Below are 17,422 nucleotides of genomic sequence, written 5' to 3' on the forward strand. Positions count from 1 at the left end.
CTTTCAGATTTAACTCAAATATTGAACGAAATCGCTTCCTTATAGTAAGGACACACTAATACGGTTTTGGATTGTACCATCAAAATGATGTGGTAGTTTCAACACTTATTAAAGATTAGTAGTTAATTAAAATCTTGTAATTATTGGGTCAATTTTGAAACAATAAGCAACAATAAAAAACATCTCTAACACTATGCAAACATCATTTATAAAGTAATTGTGGCGGGCAATAAAATGTAATTGACATAATTCGTTTTTAAAGGCGGAAAACATTAAAATCATTTACATTTGACTATCTAATGGCATAAACAATGCCAAATTTCATTTTTGATGGACATCTATACAAGATTTCAAGGAATTCAGTATAAATTATTCGATTAGAGATATTTGAGAGAAAATACCCATAAAAAAAAGCCCTGTCCAATAAAATTGAACAGGGCTTTTAATGATTTATCTATCTATTTAGCTTTCTGCGGGCAATTCAGCTTCTGCTTCTTTAGTAGTATTTGCTTTTTCAAGGTCAGCCGCTTTTTTATCCTCGTTTCTTGTAAACTCCTGATAAGTAGTTAATTGTTCGTAAGGACGAGCCCCTACCAAACGCTCCAAGTCACTTTGGAATAAAACTTCTTTTACCAATAATTCTTGAGCTAAGATTTCTAATTTATCTTGTTTTTCAGTCAATAAATTTTTGGTACGTTCATAAGCTAATGCTATGATTTTACGAGCTTCTTCATCTATTTCACGGGCAGTTTGTTCTGAATATGGTTTGTTAAAATTATATTCATTTCCACCTTTAGAATCATAGAAAGAAACATTTCCTAACTTATCATTCATACCATAAACTGTCACCATACTATATGCCAATTTAGTGATACGCTCTAAATCATTTTGAGCTCCAGTTGATATTTTTCCAAAAATAATATCTTCCGCAACACGTCCACCAAGCGTTACGCACATTTCATCTATCAACTGTTCTGTACGATAAAGGAATTGTTCTTTTGGTAAATACTGAGCATATCCTAATGCTGCAATACCACGTGGTACAATTGTTACTTTCACTAATGGATTAGCGTGTTCTAAGAACCACCCTGCAATAGCGTGACCTGCTTCATGATAAGCAACAATTTTCTTTTCTTCTGGAGAAATCAATTTGTTTTTCTTTTCCAATCCACCAATTACTCTATCCATTGCTTCTTGAAAATCCTTCATATCAACGGCAGATTTCCCTCTACGAGCAGCAATCAATGCAGCTTCATTACAAACATTGGCAATTTCTGCACCTGCAAAACCCGGAGTTTGAGCTGATAATTCTTTAGGGTCAATATCAGCAGCTAATTTCAAAGGCTTCAAGTGTACTTTAAAGATTGCCTCACGACCAATAATGTCTGGTTTATCAACAGAAATCTGGCGGTCGAAACGACCAGGGCGTAATAAAGCCGAATCTAAAACGTCAGGACGGTTAGTTGCTGCCATGATGATAATACCAGAATCGGTTGCAAAACCGTCCATTTCTACTAATAAAGAGTTCAATGTATTTTCTCTTTCATCATTAGAACCTGGCATAGCACCACGTCCACGAGAACGTCCAACGGCATCAATTTCATCAATAAAGATGATACAAGGAGCTTTTTCTTTTGCTTGTTTAAATAAGTCACGAACACGTGCTGCACCAACTCCCACAAACATTTCAACAAAGTCTGAACCTGATAATGAGAAAAACGGTACGCCTGCTTCACCCGCAACAGCTTTTGCCAAAAGGGTTTTACCTGTACCCGGAGGGCCTACTAATAAAGCTCCTTTCGGAATTTTACCTCCTAAATCTGTAAATTTCTTAGGGTTTTTCAAGAACTCTACAATTTCCTGAATTTCCTCTTTGGCTTCGTCAAGACCTGCCACATCGTTAAAGGTAATTTTAACTTTAGCATCACCATCAAACAAAGTAGCTTTTGAACGACCAATATTGAAAATTTGTCCACCAGGGCCACCTGCTCCACCCATACGGAAGAACATGAAGTAAATAGCCACCAAGAACAAAATGAAAAATCCCGGGCCCATGATAAATTCTAAAATACCATAACGTTCTTCTGCCGTAGCATGAACACGTTCTGCACGAGGAATGTCTTTCTGCAATTCGTTCAATTCTGCTACAAAAGAATCACTTGATGTAATTTCTTTTTCAAATTGAGGGCCAGCCGCCGACGTTCCTTGTTCGGTCAACTCACTTTTATATTTATTTAAGAAATCTTTCTTGAGTGTAATTTCTACTACTTCTTTTCCTTTTAAAATGGTAAGTTTTGAAATTTCTTTATTCAAAACCATTTGCTCATATTGAGCTTGGTCAACTTGTTTTAAGATACGAGTTTTGCTTAGAAAGTAAATACTAATTAAAGCAATCACCAATCCTATTACTAACCAGCCTTGAAAACCATTACCCGTTGGATTGGTACGACGCTTTGGAAAGCCCTGTGGTTTGTTATCTTCACTATTATTTTCTGCCATTTTTGTATAATTATTATTTTGAGGTGTTAGGTTAGTTAAATATGTTGATTTAAAAATGAGGTAATTAAATTATTTTCAACAATCGCATTTTTAAATCTTCAAATTTTGTGTTTGCCTCAAACTGTATTTTAAAAAACGTACTGATTAACAATTTTGTTTCTTACTCTTGTTTTTCGTGAGGAGTGGTAAGATAGGATTATGAGGTATGGATTATTAGTTATGAATTGTATTTATTCACAACTAATAATTTTATCAATTCACTATTACTCTTCTTCGATGTAAGTAAATTCAGCATCGCCCCAAAGTTCTTCTAATTTATAGAATTCACGACGGTCTTTCTTGAAAACGTGAACAATTACGTCATAATAATCTACCAAAATCCATTCACGATTAGATTTTCCTTCCATACTACGTGGATTTTGACGAGTAGCTTCCCAAACTTCTTTATCAACTGAGTCCGCAATGGCATCAATTTGTGTATCCGAAGTACCCGAACACACCACAAAGAAATCGGTAAAAGCATTTTTTACTTGTCTCATATCCATCACCACAATATTCAATGCCTTTCTTTCTTGCATTCCTTTTACCACAATCTGGCTCAATTCTTCTGAACTGATATCTTTTTTCACTTTAACTTCTGTCATTTTTTAGCTGTAATCTTTTAGTCATTAGTTTTAAAAATTGAGAACCTGACTATTTCTTACCTTTATTTATTTAATGTTTTTGAGTTTTCGTAATCTATGAGTTTTGATATTCCAATCACACACCATAACTTCACAAGATAGGCAATTAATTAGTTGTCAAACTCAATAATCATTTTAGACTTTAAAATTACAAAATAACCTTGTACAAAATTCAACCCAATACATTATTTACTGGCAAAACGCTGAAATATCTGTCAAAGTGTCATTCAACTAACGATATTGCTGCTGAAATGATTCAGTCTGGAATTAACGTTTTTGAAGGAACAGTCATAATTACCGATAATCAAACCGCTGGACGTGGGCAAAGAGGCAACGTTTGGGAGGCAATTATTGGTGAAAACCTTACGTTTTCAGTCATTTTTAAACCTACTTTCCTAAAAGCAAGTGAACAGTTTCAGCTAAACGTGGCTGTTTCTCTTGGCGTTTTTGATTTTTTATCTGAATTTATCGATGAAAATCTAAGCGTAAAATGGTCGAACGATATTTATTGTGAAGACAAAAAAATGGGTGGAATCTTGATTGAGAACACTTTACAAGGCTATCATATTGGTTATTCTGTGGTTGGAATTGGGCTGAATATTAACCAAATGGAATTTGGACATCCAAGGGCTACTTCGCTACGAAAAGTAAGTCAAAATCCTTTGAAATATGACCTTGCTGAAATGCTTTCTAAACTCTTAGAAAACTTGGAAAAAAACTATCTAAGAATTAAAAATGGAGATTATGAATCACTGAAAGACAGATACTTAGCCAATATGTATCGTTTTCAAGAATATCATTATTTTAGAAGAGATGGACAACAATTCACAGGGCAAATTATTGGCATTGATGAAACAGGAAAATTAGGCATTGAAACAGAAGGAGGCGTTTTGTATTTTGATTTTAAAGAAGTAGAGTTTGTGATTTAGAAGTTGTAAGTCCTTCTATTTAGGACAGATTTTTTATGACTTATGACACTGTATAATAAGCTATTTGGGGAAACTTAATTATCCGAAAGAAATTCTCGAAACAATATCCATTGTAGGTAAATAACTTATTAATTCTACTTTGGCACTTTAAATAAATGGGGCAAATTTGACTTTTGGAGAACTTCCCGAAAGTTCAAAACTTTCGGGAAGTTGAACGGTAAATGTCCAAATTTTCATCTTTTTTTAAAGTGCCAAAGTAAAATTAAACAACGTACTTACAAAAATTATGGCTTTTTAAAAGACAGCGAACCAAACGAATCGAAACTTTGAAAGAAGAAATATCCAAGTATTAGTAACAAACCACTAATAAGTAGAGTACGAAATACTGCTTGTAATTTCATGATTATGTGTTTTATGGTTAGGATTGAAAAGTTTTAATAATTGAAATTTTTCAAGAACAAATGTAATTAAATTACGCAAAATTTAATAACTTATTGTACATTTTCTAAAAACACTTAACCATGCTTCAAGAATATAAATCTTTGGTAGAAAATTTCTATCATTGGGAAATTAACACGCCCGAAAATATTTATCTCAGCCAGCCTTTGGGAGATGATTACAAACATTATTCTTTTGCTGAAACGGGAAATCAAGCTCGAAGAATGGCGACTGCTTTGAAAGCGATGAATTTGCCCGAAAAAAGCCATATCGGAATTGTTTCTAAAAATTGTGCTCATTGGATTATCTCCGATTTAGCAATTGCTATGGCAGGACATATTTCTGTGCCTTTTTACCCAACTTTAATCGACGAGCAAATCAATCAAGTTTTAGTACATTCAGAATGTAAAGTCCTGTTTGTGGGCAAATTAGACAGTTGGGCAACCATGAAAGCGGGTATTCCAGAGAGCGTAAAATGTATTGCCTATCCAAGTTTTTATGACGGTTGTCCAAGTACAGAAATGGACGAATGGGATAGCATTATTGATGCTCATGAACCTCTCCAAGAGAATATCCAACCCAAATACGAAGACATTTGTACCATTATTTACACCTCAGGTACAACAGGCGTACCCAAAGGCGTAATGCTCACGTATGGAGCAATTATTGAAGCAATTACGTACACAAAAGACGAAGTTGCTTTGGATTTGCCAAACGCTCGTTTTTTCTCCTATTTACCACTCTGCCACATTGCCGAAAGAAACATTGTTGAAGCCGCAAGTATGGCTACGGGCGGAACGGTTTTCTTTGCAGATACGCTCGAAAGTTTCCAGAAAAACCTCCAAACGGCTATGCCAACGCATTTTTTGGCAGTTCCACGGATTTGGACGAAATTTCAATTAGGAATTCTTGCCAAAATGCCTCAAAGTCGCTTGGATATGCTTCTGAAAATTCCCGTTATCAAAGCAGTCATTAAAGGTAAAATCCAAAAAGGTTTAGGGCTTTCTAATGCAAAAATAATTTTGACAGGTGCCGCACCAATGCCTCCAAGTCTGTTGGATTGGTACAAAAAATTAGGCATAACTATCAGAGAAGCCTACGGAATGTCTGAAAATGTAGGAGCTCATTCCATGATGCCCGCCGATGCGATAAAAAGTGGCACAGTTGGCAAACCATATCCAAAAGTTGTAACCAGAATTGACCCAGAAACTGGCGAAATTCAAATGAAAGCCCCTTGGAATACGATTGGATATTACAAAGAACCTATTTTAACGGAATCACTCTTGAAAGATGGTTGGCTTTGTACAGGCGATATGGGCGAAATTGATTCGGAAGGATATTTAAAAATTACGGGTCGGGTAAAAGATATGTTCAAATCTGCGAAGGGCGAATATATTGTCCCCGCTCCTATCGAAAATATGCTTTTGGTAAATCCTGTTATTGAGCAAGTTTGTGTGGTTGGCACGGGACTTTCTCAACCGATTGCCTTAATTGTTCCATCGGAAATTGGTAAAAATATGCCAAGAGAAAATTTGATGGAAAGTTTGGAAGAAACGCTCAAAAGAGTGAATCCAAATTTTAAAAATTATGAAGCTCTCAGAAAAGCAGTTGTAGTAAAGGATTTATGGACGGTGGAAAATAATATGCTTACGCCAACCATGAAAATCAAGCGAAATGTGGTTGAAAATTATTACAAAAACCAAGTTGAGCTTTGGGAAGAATTGGAAGAAAAAGTGGTTTTTGAGTGATTTTCAGAATTGCGATTTTGTATGATTTAGGGTTAATTTATGAGAATCGTAGGATTTGAAGATTATAGTATTCATTTATAAGAAAATATTGTCTCAAAGGTCGCCGTCGTTCAGAACGACGGCGACCTTAATTAAGACTTTAAGATTAATTTGCGTGAATAATCCTATAATCTCTAAATCATAATAATCATAGTTCAGACGACAATCACAACCTCCTCTTTCTACCCTGATAATCAATCACTTCTACCGATTTCACATTAGGAGAAATCAAAATACTTCTTGAAGATTGCGATAAAAATGAAGTTCCGTAATTAATTTCCGTTTTGCGTTTTTTGCCATTTTTCAAGTTTTCAATCACTACGGTATCATTTGGTTTTAGGGCTTTTGTCTGTAAAGATTTCCCCAAGCTAAAAGATTTCAACGCTCCTTTATTTTGAGTTGCCATAATGACAGAATTCCCTTGTGCATTGCTTACTCGCACCAAACCTTTGGCATCTCCTGAGACTAAAAAATCTGTTTGAGAAAGTGTTAAGGCTTTAAAATTTCCTTTTCCATTTCCTATGAGCAACAAACCATTGAAAGCATCTAATCGTCCGACGGAAACTTCATTGCCAAAATCATTGCCAACCATTAAAATATCAAGATTTCCATCGGCATTAAAATCTTCCATTAACATTCCAAAAATCGGAGCAATTTGTGCTTGAATGGGTAAAGGTGTTATTTTAAATTTGCCTTCTCCTAAATTCTCTATATAACTGGTTTTAACAACATTAGCTTTTAATATCAAAGCATCTTTCAAGTCATTTTCTGATACAACTCCTTTAATATCGGCTTTGGCATATTTATCATAATTATCAAAATTTTCCCGTAAAATGGTCATTTGTTTTATCAAATCATCACGAGTATGAAAGGGAACTTCGTAACGATTTTTGTCTTTATCAGGAAAAAATACCGTCGGAATGGCATCATACAAACCATCGGCATTAAAATCTTTTCCATAAACAGATAAGGGAAATTCATCAGAAACCTTGTTCATTGTATTGATACCTAAATTGCCAGCTACATAATCGGTATCACCGTCATTATCAAAATCTCCAGACGCAATGCTATTCCAAAAACCAATTTGAGAACCAAATTCCTTATTATCAATACGTTCCAGCGATTTACCTTGATTATTTTTCAGGATTGTAATAGGCATCCACTCTCCTACTAACATTAAATCTTGCCAACCGTCATTGTCATAATCCGTCCAGAGAGCATCACAAACCAAGCCAATATTCTGTAATTCTGGAGCAAATTGAGCCGTAACATCTGTAAAATGGACCCCATTTTTAGAATCATTCCTTAAAATATAACTACTCACAGGCTTCGGATAGGTGTTCACTTCCATACGTCCACCCACAAAAAGGTCGAGGTCACCATCGTGGTCATAATCAACAGCTTTTACACAAGAACCGCTTTTTAGAAAAGGTGGTAAAGCTTTTATATTCTCGGTAAAATTCCCTTTTCCGTCATTTTCATACAGACGGTCTTGATACATAAAAAGTCCAACAGGGGCTTCGTTACTACCACTTACAACATACAAATCGAGGTCATTGTCGTGGTCTGCATCAAAGAGTACAACGCCCATATCTTCCGAAAACTTCGTGGCATCGGTTTCTCCCTTAATCAAGTCTTTTTTCGTGAATTTCCCTGCTTTATTTTGTACTAAAAATGTACCTTTATGATTAGTTGCTCCACCAATAAAAACGTCCTCTAAACCATCATTATTTACATCGCCAACGGCTATTGCAGGGCCATACTGAGAGAGTTTGTGGGGTAATAATTTTTGAATATTAAAATCAATCGCATCATTTTCTTGATGTGTAAACTCAAAACCTAAATCATCAGTAACATCTTGGAATAAAGCCAATTGCTGATTATTTTTTTCTATTTCAAGAGCATCAATTGCCGTATTTTCATCAATAATCAGAGTTTGATTAGCTTTCACATTTTTCAAAATACTTACTTTCCCACTTTGCCAAGTCACTTTTATTTCATCTATTATTGCAGTTTTTCCTAAACCAAAATGAGCCACGTTTTCTATCGTTGAAAGATACCCTCTGTACGGAGTATTTTCATAAACTTGTTTCTCTCCATGATTGTACGAAACATCAATCCAAGCCCCAATTCCGTTGATATTATTGGCTAATCCTTTACATTTTATTCTTAAAAAATGACTTTCTTCGGGTTTCAATTGAATGGTATTATTGCGGTAAACAAAAGCAGAGTCATTGATATTATTGACGACATAATCTAAGTCGCCATCATTATCCAAATCTGCGTAGGCTGAACCATTCGAGAAACTGGGTGTATTGATTCCCCATGATTTTGAAACATCCTCAAATTGAGGTGATGCTCCTGTATTGGTAGTCATATTTTTAAACGCATAGTTTGGTATTTTCACCGAAGGCAACATTCCCAAAAGCTGTTCTAAAGTAGCTCGTCTTTGTACAGCTTGTTGAAACCCATAAGCCAAATAATCATGGTCGGTAACGTCTTTGGGAAAGCCATTTGAAATAATAATATCTCGCAAACCATCATTGTCAAAATCTGTTACCATCGGACACCAACTCCAGTCTGTTTCGGCAATGCCTGCCAACAAACCCATTTCACTAAATATGGGTTGACCCGTTTTCGGATTAATTCCTTGATTTACCTGAAGTGTATTTCTTGGATATTGATGATTATAATGGAATTTTTCACTGTTTTGATAATTAGAATAATTGTTGGCAGGAAGTATCATTTTTTTTCGATAATTGTCCGCAGGAACCATATCCAATGCCACCATATCCATCAATCCATCATTATTCAAATCTTCCACATCATTACCCATGGCAGAATAGGAAGTATGTTTAAAATATTCGGCGGCGTGGTCAGTAAATCGTGGCGACGAACCGTTTCCGTTCCCATTATTAATGTACATAATGTCATCCGACAAAAAATCATTGGTAACATAAATATCCTTCCAGCCATCTCGGTTAATATCCGTAATATTTACGCCCAAACCATAGCCTTCAATTAAAATCCCTGCTTGTTTTGAGACATTGGTAAAATGTGGTTTGGCATTTGTTCCATCATTTTCATATAATCTGTCAGTCCGTTTAGAACTCCCATCTACTATTTTATCTACGTATTTGTTTGGAAAACGTACTTTTTCCATTTCATTTACCAATAAAAAAAGGTCTAAATCTCCGTCATTATCATAGTCAAAAAAGGCAGCATTTGTAGTATGAGAGGTATCAGCAATTCCATATTCTTTTGCCATCTCCTTAAAAATCGGAATACCGTTTTTATCTACACCTTGGTTTACATACATCATATTTTCCAAGCGGTCAGACGTATTATTCACCGTAGCTGACACATAAATATCTAACAAATCATCATTGTTAATATCCACAACAGTTGCCCCAGCACACCAACGTCCCTCTCCTGTTGCTTTACTTTTTTGAGTTACGTCTTCAAATCTTAATGATGATTTTGGGGTTACCCCTTTGTTCAAATACAATTTATTTTCTACTTGATTTCCAGTGAAATAAACATCAACCAATTTATCATTATTAAAATCTCCGAGTGCAACCCCTCCGCCATTATACACATATTCGAAATTAAAAACGTTACGTGCATTGGTTTCAACAATACGGTTTACGAAGGTTATACCCGTGCTATCAGCAGGAAGTTTAGTAAAAAGCGTTTCGTCGTTTTTATTGCTACAAGAACAAAGAAAACTGACAAAAAAAAACACGATGAGTAATTTATGAATCATCAGATTTTTAGATTTTAAGAAAACTATTATGGGTGATTGTCAAAGTAAATAATAGCCTAATTTGCAATATATCTTTTAGAACAAACTATGATTAATCTCGGTGTGATTTTGCGATAAAAAACATTGATTTATCTGCTTTTTTTCATTTAAAAAATGAAATTTTCAATTAAGAGGCAAAAACAGAAAATATAACTTAGTTAATAATGTGTGTTGGGGCGACAAATTTCAATTTTCTCAAAAAATAACTCAAATTCTATGATGAACTAACCTGTTTGAAAGTATTTTCTTACATAGAATTGTCTTTAATTATTTGACAGGAATAAGATAAAATTACATTTTCAATTATATTACAGTAACACTTTAAACGATAAAATGTTACTTATTTTTCAAAAAATATCTTCATAGCATTTTCAAGAAACACGGTCTTGTACATTTTTGCAAAATCAAAATAAACCAGTTTAATTTTCACTTATTTTCCACAAAAACTCTCTAAAATATCCATTTCAAATGCAAAAAAAATCATTTTCATCACCTATTACTACCAAAAAAACAAAATTTAATTTTCATACTCTTACGGTTAAATACCTGTTTTTCTGTTTAATTCATTGAGAATACTTACTCCATAAGCTCTCTGTTTCCCCTCACAGTTTAATTTTTATTACTGATTCAAATTCACTTATTCAAAGAATAAAAACATTCTCAGCTTAGTCTATTCCTCATACCAAACGCCAATGTTAACTCATAAAAAAATAATAAAACTAAGGGTAAACCCTGAGTTTTTGAATCAAGGGTAAACGCTGATGCAAATGGTATAAATTACATTTAATTTTGAACTTTATTAATATACTCAAAACACTTAACTTATATTATTACACTCATCATTTTATTGGCAAATACACTTTGCAATTTTAACCTTTAAACCTTTTTAAACACACAAATCATTTCCGAATAGACCACATTTAAAACTGTCATTTTGAATAAATGTTAGTTAAAACCCAACAATCAATTTTAACAATTACTATGCAAAAACTTCTTCTAAAAAAAGGTTTGCCACCCCAAGTAGCACCAAGCAAATGGATGACATTTTCATTGATTTGCCTGTTATTTCTGTTTCAAATTATTGAAACATCGGCTCAAAAAACGGCAGGAGCAACTCAGAAAATAGCTGGAAAAATCATTTCAGGGCAAGACAATCAGCCTATTCCGGGAGCTAACGTTATGATTAAAGGAACATCGAGCGGAACAACTGCTAACTCGGCTGGAGAATATTCAATTGAAGCCTCAAGCAATGCTACCTTATTGGTTTCGTCGGTGGGATATGTTTCACAAGAAGTAAAAGTTGCAGGACGAAACAAGGTAAATGTTTTATTGCAAGAAAATGCGTCGTCATTAGATGAAGTTGTAGTCGTTGGATACGGTTCTTCAAGCAAACGTTTACTTTCGGGAGCTCAAACAAATATTGGCGAAACCGAATTAAAAAGAACGGTCAATACCACACTCGACCAAGCCTTGCAAGGAAGAGCCCCTAACGTATATGTAGCCAGCAATTCTGGAAAACCCGGTGGTGCAGCCGCTATTTATATTCGTGGACTTTCAACTATCAACGGAAATACACAACCGATGTATGTAATTGATGGGGTACAAATCGTTCCGCAAGATGCTCCAACACAAGGAGTTGGCTCTGACGGACAGTCAAACGTACTTTCAAGCATAAACCCTGATGATATTGAGTCGATGAACGTTTTGAGTGGTCCTTCGGCACAGTCAATTTATGGCTCAAAAGCAGCCAATGGCGTAATTGTAGTAACAACCAAAAAAGGGAAAGCAGGTGATGCCAAAGTAAATTTCACGTCGATGTATAACTTACAAGGTTTGCCTAATCAGTTACCGATGATGAATTTGAGAGAATACGCAACTTACAGTAATGCGTGGGCAAAAGCAGTTGGTTCGGGCTATAATGCACAATTTGCAGACCCTTCTATTTTGGGAGAAGGAACAAATTGGCAAGCGGCATTATTCAAAACGGCTGCCATGAAAAAGCAACAACTTTCAATTAGTGGTGGTAATGAAAAAACGACTTATTATATCTCGGCTGAATTGATGAATCAGGAAGGAATTGCACCCAATTCAGGATTTGACAGAAAATCGTTCAGAGTAAACGTAGAAAGTAAACTACGTAATTATCTGAAAATCGGAACAAATCTTTCTGTTTCTGGAACGGCAGAAAAGCTTTCAATCAACGAAGACAATATCATTAGTACCGCCATTCAACAATCACCAAATGCACCAGTATATAATCCAGACGGTTCTTTCGGAGGGCCACAAGATGTGCCACTTCCTGGAAGTGGCTCAACCAACTATTCTGCTCAAATTACAAACCCTGTGGCATTGGCTTACACCAATACCAATGATTTCAAACGTATAACTTCATTCGGTACTATTTACGCCGACCTTACGTTCTTGAAAAATTTTACATTTCATGGAGAATTTAACGGTAATTTTGGGAATGATACAAGAGCAATTTTCCGTCCTTCTTATACTTTCGGAGCAAATGCTTTGACGGCTGGAGCGAGAAATCCAATTTCTACTTCTGAAAGATACGCTGGTAATAATTATTATTGGAGTACCAACCAACGCTTAAATTACTCAAAGAAATTCTTACAAAAACATGATGTAAATATTACCGTAGGGCATGAAGCTCAGTATGGTTTTTATGAGCAATTGTCGGGTAGAGTTACAGGTTTTACCAATAATGCTTTATCAGAATTAAGTTTGGGCGACCCTAAAACGTCATTGAGCGGAAGTACAAGAGACGATAACTCGCAAGAATCGTATTTCACACGTGTAGGTTATGTTTATGACGATAAATATATTTTCCAAGCTACTTACCGAGCCGATGCTTCGTCATATTTTGGACCTAATAATAAATGGGGTTATTTTCCGTCTGTTTCTGCTGCTTGGAGAGTTACCAAAGAGCCTTTTATGCAGGATATTACGGCTATCAATGACTTAAAATTGAGAGTTGAAATGGGAACGACTGGTAATCAATATTGGGGCAAAAACACGTATGCTCCTTTAAGCACCGCCGCTACACAGTCGGGACAAGGATTTTTAGCAGGTAAATTCCCGAACCCTGACATCAAATGGGAAAACACGCAGACTTATAACATCGGTTTTGATTTACACGCTTTGAAAGACCGTATCCAAATTGTATTTGATGCGTATTTAAGAAGAACTTCCGACTTGATTACAGACCTTCCTTTACCAGCTTATGCGGGTACGTCTGGACAAGGTGGTATTGGAGCTCCCGTAGTTAATATTGGCGATATGGAAAACAGAGGGTTTGGTTTCTCAATCAATACTACGCCAATTCAAGGTAAAAATGCAGGTTCTTTAACTTGGAAAAGTGGATTCAATATTTCGTTGGATAGAAATAAATTATTGAAATTAAATACCGACAGAGCAATTATTGACCGTTTCCCTTGGTTTAGTAGAGTTATTTCTCGTTCAATTGTGGGGCAACCTCTTTTCCAATTTTACGGATATAAAGCAGATGGTTTAATTCAAAACTATAAAGATTTAACTACGGCGGCTTTGCCAACAAACGTACAAATAGCTCCGGGACAAGCTTGGGTTGGAGACGTGAAATATGTAAATATTGATAAAACAGAATATTTTGACCCCGTTTTAGGTAAAAATGTTCAAGTAATTGATGATAAAGACAGAACATTTATCGGGAATCCTTGGCCAAAATTCACTTTTGGTATTACTAATAATTTCTCTTACAAAGGTTTTGACTTATCAATTTTTATGCAAGGAGTTTACGGGAATCAGATTTTCAACCAAATGAGATTTGATAATAGTGCTTTCAGAAACTTCATTCACGGTGCATACAAAGAAGCTATCAATTTTGCCGTACCAAGTAGCAATACTTTAACGGAAACCTTGACGCTCTTAAATCCGGGAACAACCGTTCCGAGAATTGCTTATTCAAGCTACGGAAACAATGGACGTGCTACCGACCAATTTGTTGAAGACGGTTCTTATTTGCGAGTAAAAAATATTCAATTGACTTATAATGTGCCAAAAGCGTTTTTGAACAAGTATTTACCACTGAACGGTTTGAGAGTTTCGGGCGGTGTGCAAAATGCTTTCACTATTACAAAATATAGCGGTTACGACCCAGAAGTTGGTACTTCAGCGGGCGTTCCCGGCTTTGATAATGGTCGTTATCCATCATCAAGAATGTACACTTTCTCAGCGTCATTCGATTTTTAATAGTACAAAATCCATTTAAAAATATTTATAAAATGAAAAAATATAACTTCATAAAATTCTTATTTGTCACCCTAACTGCATTAGTTGGATTGGCAAGTTGTTCTGAAGAATTCTTAGATACGCCTCCACGAGGAAGCTTAACAGCACCCAATTTCTTTAATACTGATGCCGAATTATTAGCAGGTACTGCCGCACTTTACAATAAAGTTTGGTTTGGCTCAAACGGACAAGCATTATTGTCTTTCGGAGATGGACGTGCGGGTAACATGATTAGTCCGTACAATGGTAACTGGCAACAGTTTTATCAGTTCAATGTTTCCAATACCAACAGTGATTTAAGAGATTCTTGGAACTCGTTTTTTACCATTATCGCACAGTCAAACGTGTTGATGTATAACGTAAATACGTATTCAAAAGCAGGGGTTTCGGACGTGGCAAAAAGAAGAGCAATCGGTGAAGCTCGTTATATGCGTGGTGTGGCGTATTCGTATTTAGTACAAAACTGGGGAGCAGTACCCATTATTACAGATAATTTAAAACAAGGTTCAGACACAACCTTAACTCGTAATACCATTGAAACCGTTTGGGAATTTGCCATTCGTGATATGCAGGCAGCAGTTAGATTACTTCCAACTTCAAGTTCTGCGGGGTCTGGACGTTTAAATTCATATTCTGCCAAAGGAATGTTAGCCAAGTTTTATCTAACACGTGCTGGACTTGGGTCAAGCAATGGACAAAGAAGCCAAATGTATTTAGATAGTGCCAAATATTATGCAAGAGACGTTATCAAAAATGGACCTTTCCAATTAATGCAAAATTATTCAGACTTATTCCTAACGGCAAACAACAATAACCCAGAACAACTATTTGGTTTACAATGGGTTAGCAATGGCGGATATGGTTCTGGTAATCAATTCCAATCTCAATTTGCAGCCAATAGCCAATTAACGGGTTTCTCTGATGGTTGGGGAGGTGGCAACGGTGCATCTTATGACTATCTTGTTAACGCTAATCCGTCTGACTCTATTCGTGTAAAAGCTACTTTTATGCTTCCAGGTTATCATTATCCTGAATTAATTAAAGCAAAAGGTGGATGGAGAGAGCCAATTCCTTCGGATGACAGTTGGGAGAACTTTGCCCATTTCAAAAAATACATTGTAGGAACTCCAGACGACAATGGCGGACTCGGACAACAACAAGCTGCTCCAAACAACAGTTATATGCAACGTTTGGCAGACGTCTATTTGATTTATGCCGAAGCCATTTTAGGAAATAACGCATCAACGTCTGACCCTGAAGCATTACAATATTATAATGCCATTCGTACAAGAGCAGGTTTAGCATCGGTAACTAAATTTAATATTGATGATTTATTGCACGAAAGACGCTACGAATTTGCCGTTGAAGGTGACTCTTGGTATGATTTGGTAAGACTTTATTACTACAATCCCCAAAAAGTTATTGACATTATCGGCAAACAAATAAGAGGTAATTATGCTATCAGAATTAAAGCGGGAACAGGTACTGCCACTAAAAAACGTGAATATACCTTCATCAGTCGTACGCCAAGTACGTTCAAATTAATTCCATCAACATTCTATTTACCAATCCCTGATACCGAAACGGCACAAGCTCCAAACTTATTAAAACCACCCGTTCCATATAAGTTTTAAGTATCAAGAATCTTAAAAAATGATATGAGGTTGTGTCAGAAATGGCACATACTCATTAAACAATTACAAAAATGAAAAAAACAATAGATTTTATATTTAGTAAACTTACCGCCCTAATGCTTCTGGTTACTTTGGTGAGTGTTACTATGCTTTCATCTTGTATTGAAGACGAAACAGGTATTCCTAAATTTTCTACGGGTACGCCAAGTATCACAAAAGTTTATTTATTGGATACCATCGCACGATATAAAGACAGTAGTATCGTAGGGGCAGAACCTTATAAATTATTGGTTATCAATGGGCAGAATATCGGTGGCGTTGTCAATGCCTATTTCAATGGATACAACAGTGCTTTTAATCCGACTTATAATACCGATACCCATTTGATTATTACATTACCTGGAGGAGTTCCAACAGACTCAACTGCTGACAATAAACTTAGATTGGTTACTTCTCATGGTGAAGCGGTTTTCAACTTTAAAGTGATTGCTAAACCTGCGGTATATTCTACGGATAAAATAACTTTCGGTAGTGACAGAGGTGACATCACTTTAACAGGCAAAAACTTTTCAGACGTTACCAGTGTAGTTTTTTCTAAAACGACTACTGCTGTAAAAATTATCTCAAAAACGAAGGATAAAGTCGGAAATGAAACCATCGTATTAAGATTTCCTTCGACCAATATTAGCCAAACTACTTTAGATATTACCAATTCGAGTGGTGTTGTAACTACGAGAGGATTGGAGTTTGTCAATGCTGATGTTGCATTACAAATATTCACAGAAGATTTTGGGAAAGATTTTGGCAATAACTCTTGGGGCGACCCTCTCATTGTTAATTCAGACCAAGCTTATGCAGGGAAAAAATCACTTGTTAAAACTTTTGCAGCGGGCAATTGGCACATGGCGGCATTTAGTAACTGGTGGCCTTCAGTAGAATATTCGGCTGACTATAAATATCTGACATTCGCTATCAAAGGTGGTGAAAACGCCATTTCATTCTGGATTCAGTCTGATGCTTCAAAAGTTGGTTTTGGAAACTATTTGGATAAAAACAAAATTGACGTTGCTCCCAAAGTTTGGAATTACTACAAAATTGCTTTAGCAGACTTAGATTTTTGGTACCCAGGTACTACCCTAAAACAATTTGGGTGGAGACTTAAAGGACCTGACAAAACAGAAACGTTATATTTTGACGATGTAATGTTTATTAAAAAGTAGAATCTCTAACCGCCAAACAAGTGTGTATAATTTGCCTTATACACTTCATACAGGTAGGATGTATTTCCTATCTGTATTTTAAAAAATATCCCCTCATAAGTGATAAAAACTTATGAGGGGATATTTTTTAAACGCCTTATTTCGATATT

At 35.6% G+C, this 17,422-nt stretch carries 8 protein-coding genes; 5 read left to right on the plus strand and 3 right to left on the minus strand.

Translation table 11 applies throughout. The annotated features are described in order from the left end of the window. Positions 1 to 462 precede the first annotated feature (462 nt). Together ftsH and rsfS are read right to left on the minus strand one after the other, a co-directional pair. The gene (gene ftsH, locus LV89_RS11325) at positions 463 to 2,499 is read right to left on the minus strand and encodes an ATP-dependent zinc metalloprotease FtsH (RefSeq protein ID WP_109743010.1); all 2,037 of its coding nucleotides are present in this window, start codon (positions 2,497 to 2,499) and stop codon (positions 463 to 465) included. A 263-nt stretch (positions 2,500 to 2,762) separates the two neighbouring features. Then, entirely contained in the window at positions 2,763 to 3,143 is a 381-nt protein-coding gene (gene rsfS, locus LV89_RS11330; protein ID WP_109743011.1) for a ribosome silencing factor, read from the minus strand. A 200-nt stretch (positions 3,144 to 3,343) separates the two neighbouring features. Here rsfS and LV89_RS11335 point away from each other — a divergent pair, with 200 nt between their 5' ends. Together LV89_RS11335 and LV89_RS11340 are read left to right on the plus strand one after the other, a co-directional pair. Further along, positions 3,344 to 4,111 (plus strand): biotin--[acetyl-CoA-carboxylase] ligase, encoded by a 768-nt coding sequence (locus LV89_RS11335; RefSeq protein WP_109743012.1) that lies wholly within the window; start codon positions 3,344 to 3,346, stop codon positions 4,109 to 4,111. 521 nt (positions 4,112 to 4,632) lie between these two features. Next, positions 4,633 to 6,297, plus strand: a complete 1,665-nt coding sequence (locus tag LV89_RS11340; protein ID WP_109743013.1) for an AMP-binding protein — start codon at positions 4,633 to 4,635, stop codon at positions 6,295 to 6,297. Positions 6,298 to 6,502: 205 nt separating this feature from the next. Here the strand turns inward: LV89_RS11340 and LV89_RS11345 are convergent, their stop codons facing one another. Beyond that, a complete protein-coding gene (locus tag LV89_RS11345; RefSeq protein ID WP_109743014.1) occupies positions 6,503 to 10,102 on the minus strand; it encodes a VCBS repeat-containing protein in 3,600 nt (1,199 codons plus the stop codon). A 1,020-nt stretch (positions 10,103 to 11,122) separates the two neighbouring features. Here LV89_RS11345 and LV89_RS11350 point away from each other — a divergent pair. The 3 genes from LV89_RS11350 to LV89_RS11360 all read left to right on the plus strand — a co-directional run bounded on the left by LV89_RS11350 (position 11,123) and on the right by LV89_RS11360 (position 17,273). After that, positions 11,123 to 14,380 (plus strand): SusC/RagA family TonB-linked outer membrane protein, encoded by a 3,258-nt coding sequence (locus LV89_RS11350; protein WP_158279570.1) that lies wholly within the window; start codon positions 11,123 to 11,125, stop codon positions 14,378 to 14,380. Positions 14,381 to 14,412: 32 nt separating this feature from the next. Next, entirely contained in the window at positions 14,413 to 16,053 is a 1,641-nt protein-coding gene (locus LV89_RS11355; protein ID WP_109743016.1) for a RagB/SusD family nutrient uptake outer membrane protein, read from the plus strand. 71 nt (positions 16,054 to 16,124) lie between these two features. Next, on the plus strand, positions 16,125 to 17,273 hold the full coding sequence (locus LV89_RS11360; RefSeq protein ID WP_146199145.1) for a hypothetical protein: 1,149 nt from the start codon (positions 16,125 to 16,127) through the stop codon (positions 17,271 to 17,273). Positions 17,274 to 17,422: the final 149 nt, after the last annotated feature.

It is taken from the genome of Arcicella aurantiaca (assembly GCF_003148625.1).
Lineage (GTDB): Bacteria > Bacteroidota > Bacteroidia > Cytophagales > Spirosomataceae > Arcicella > Arcicella aurantiaca.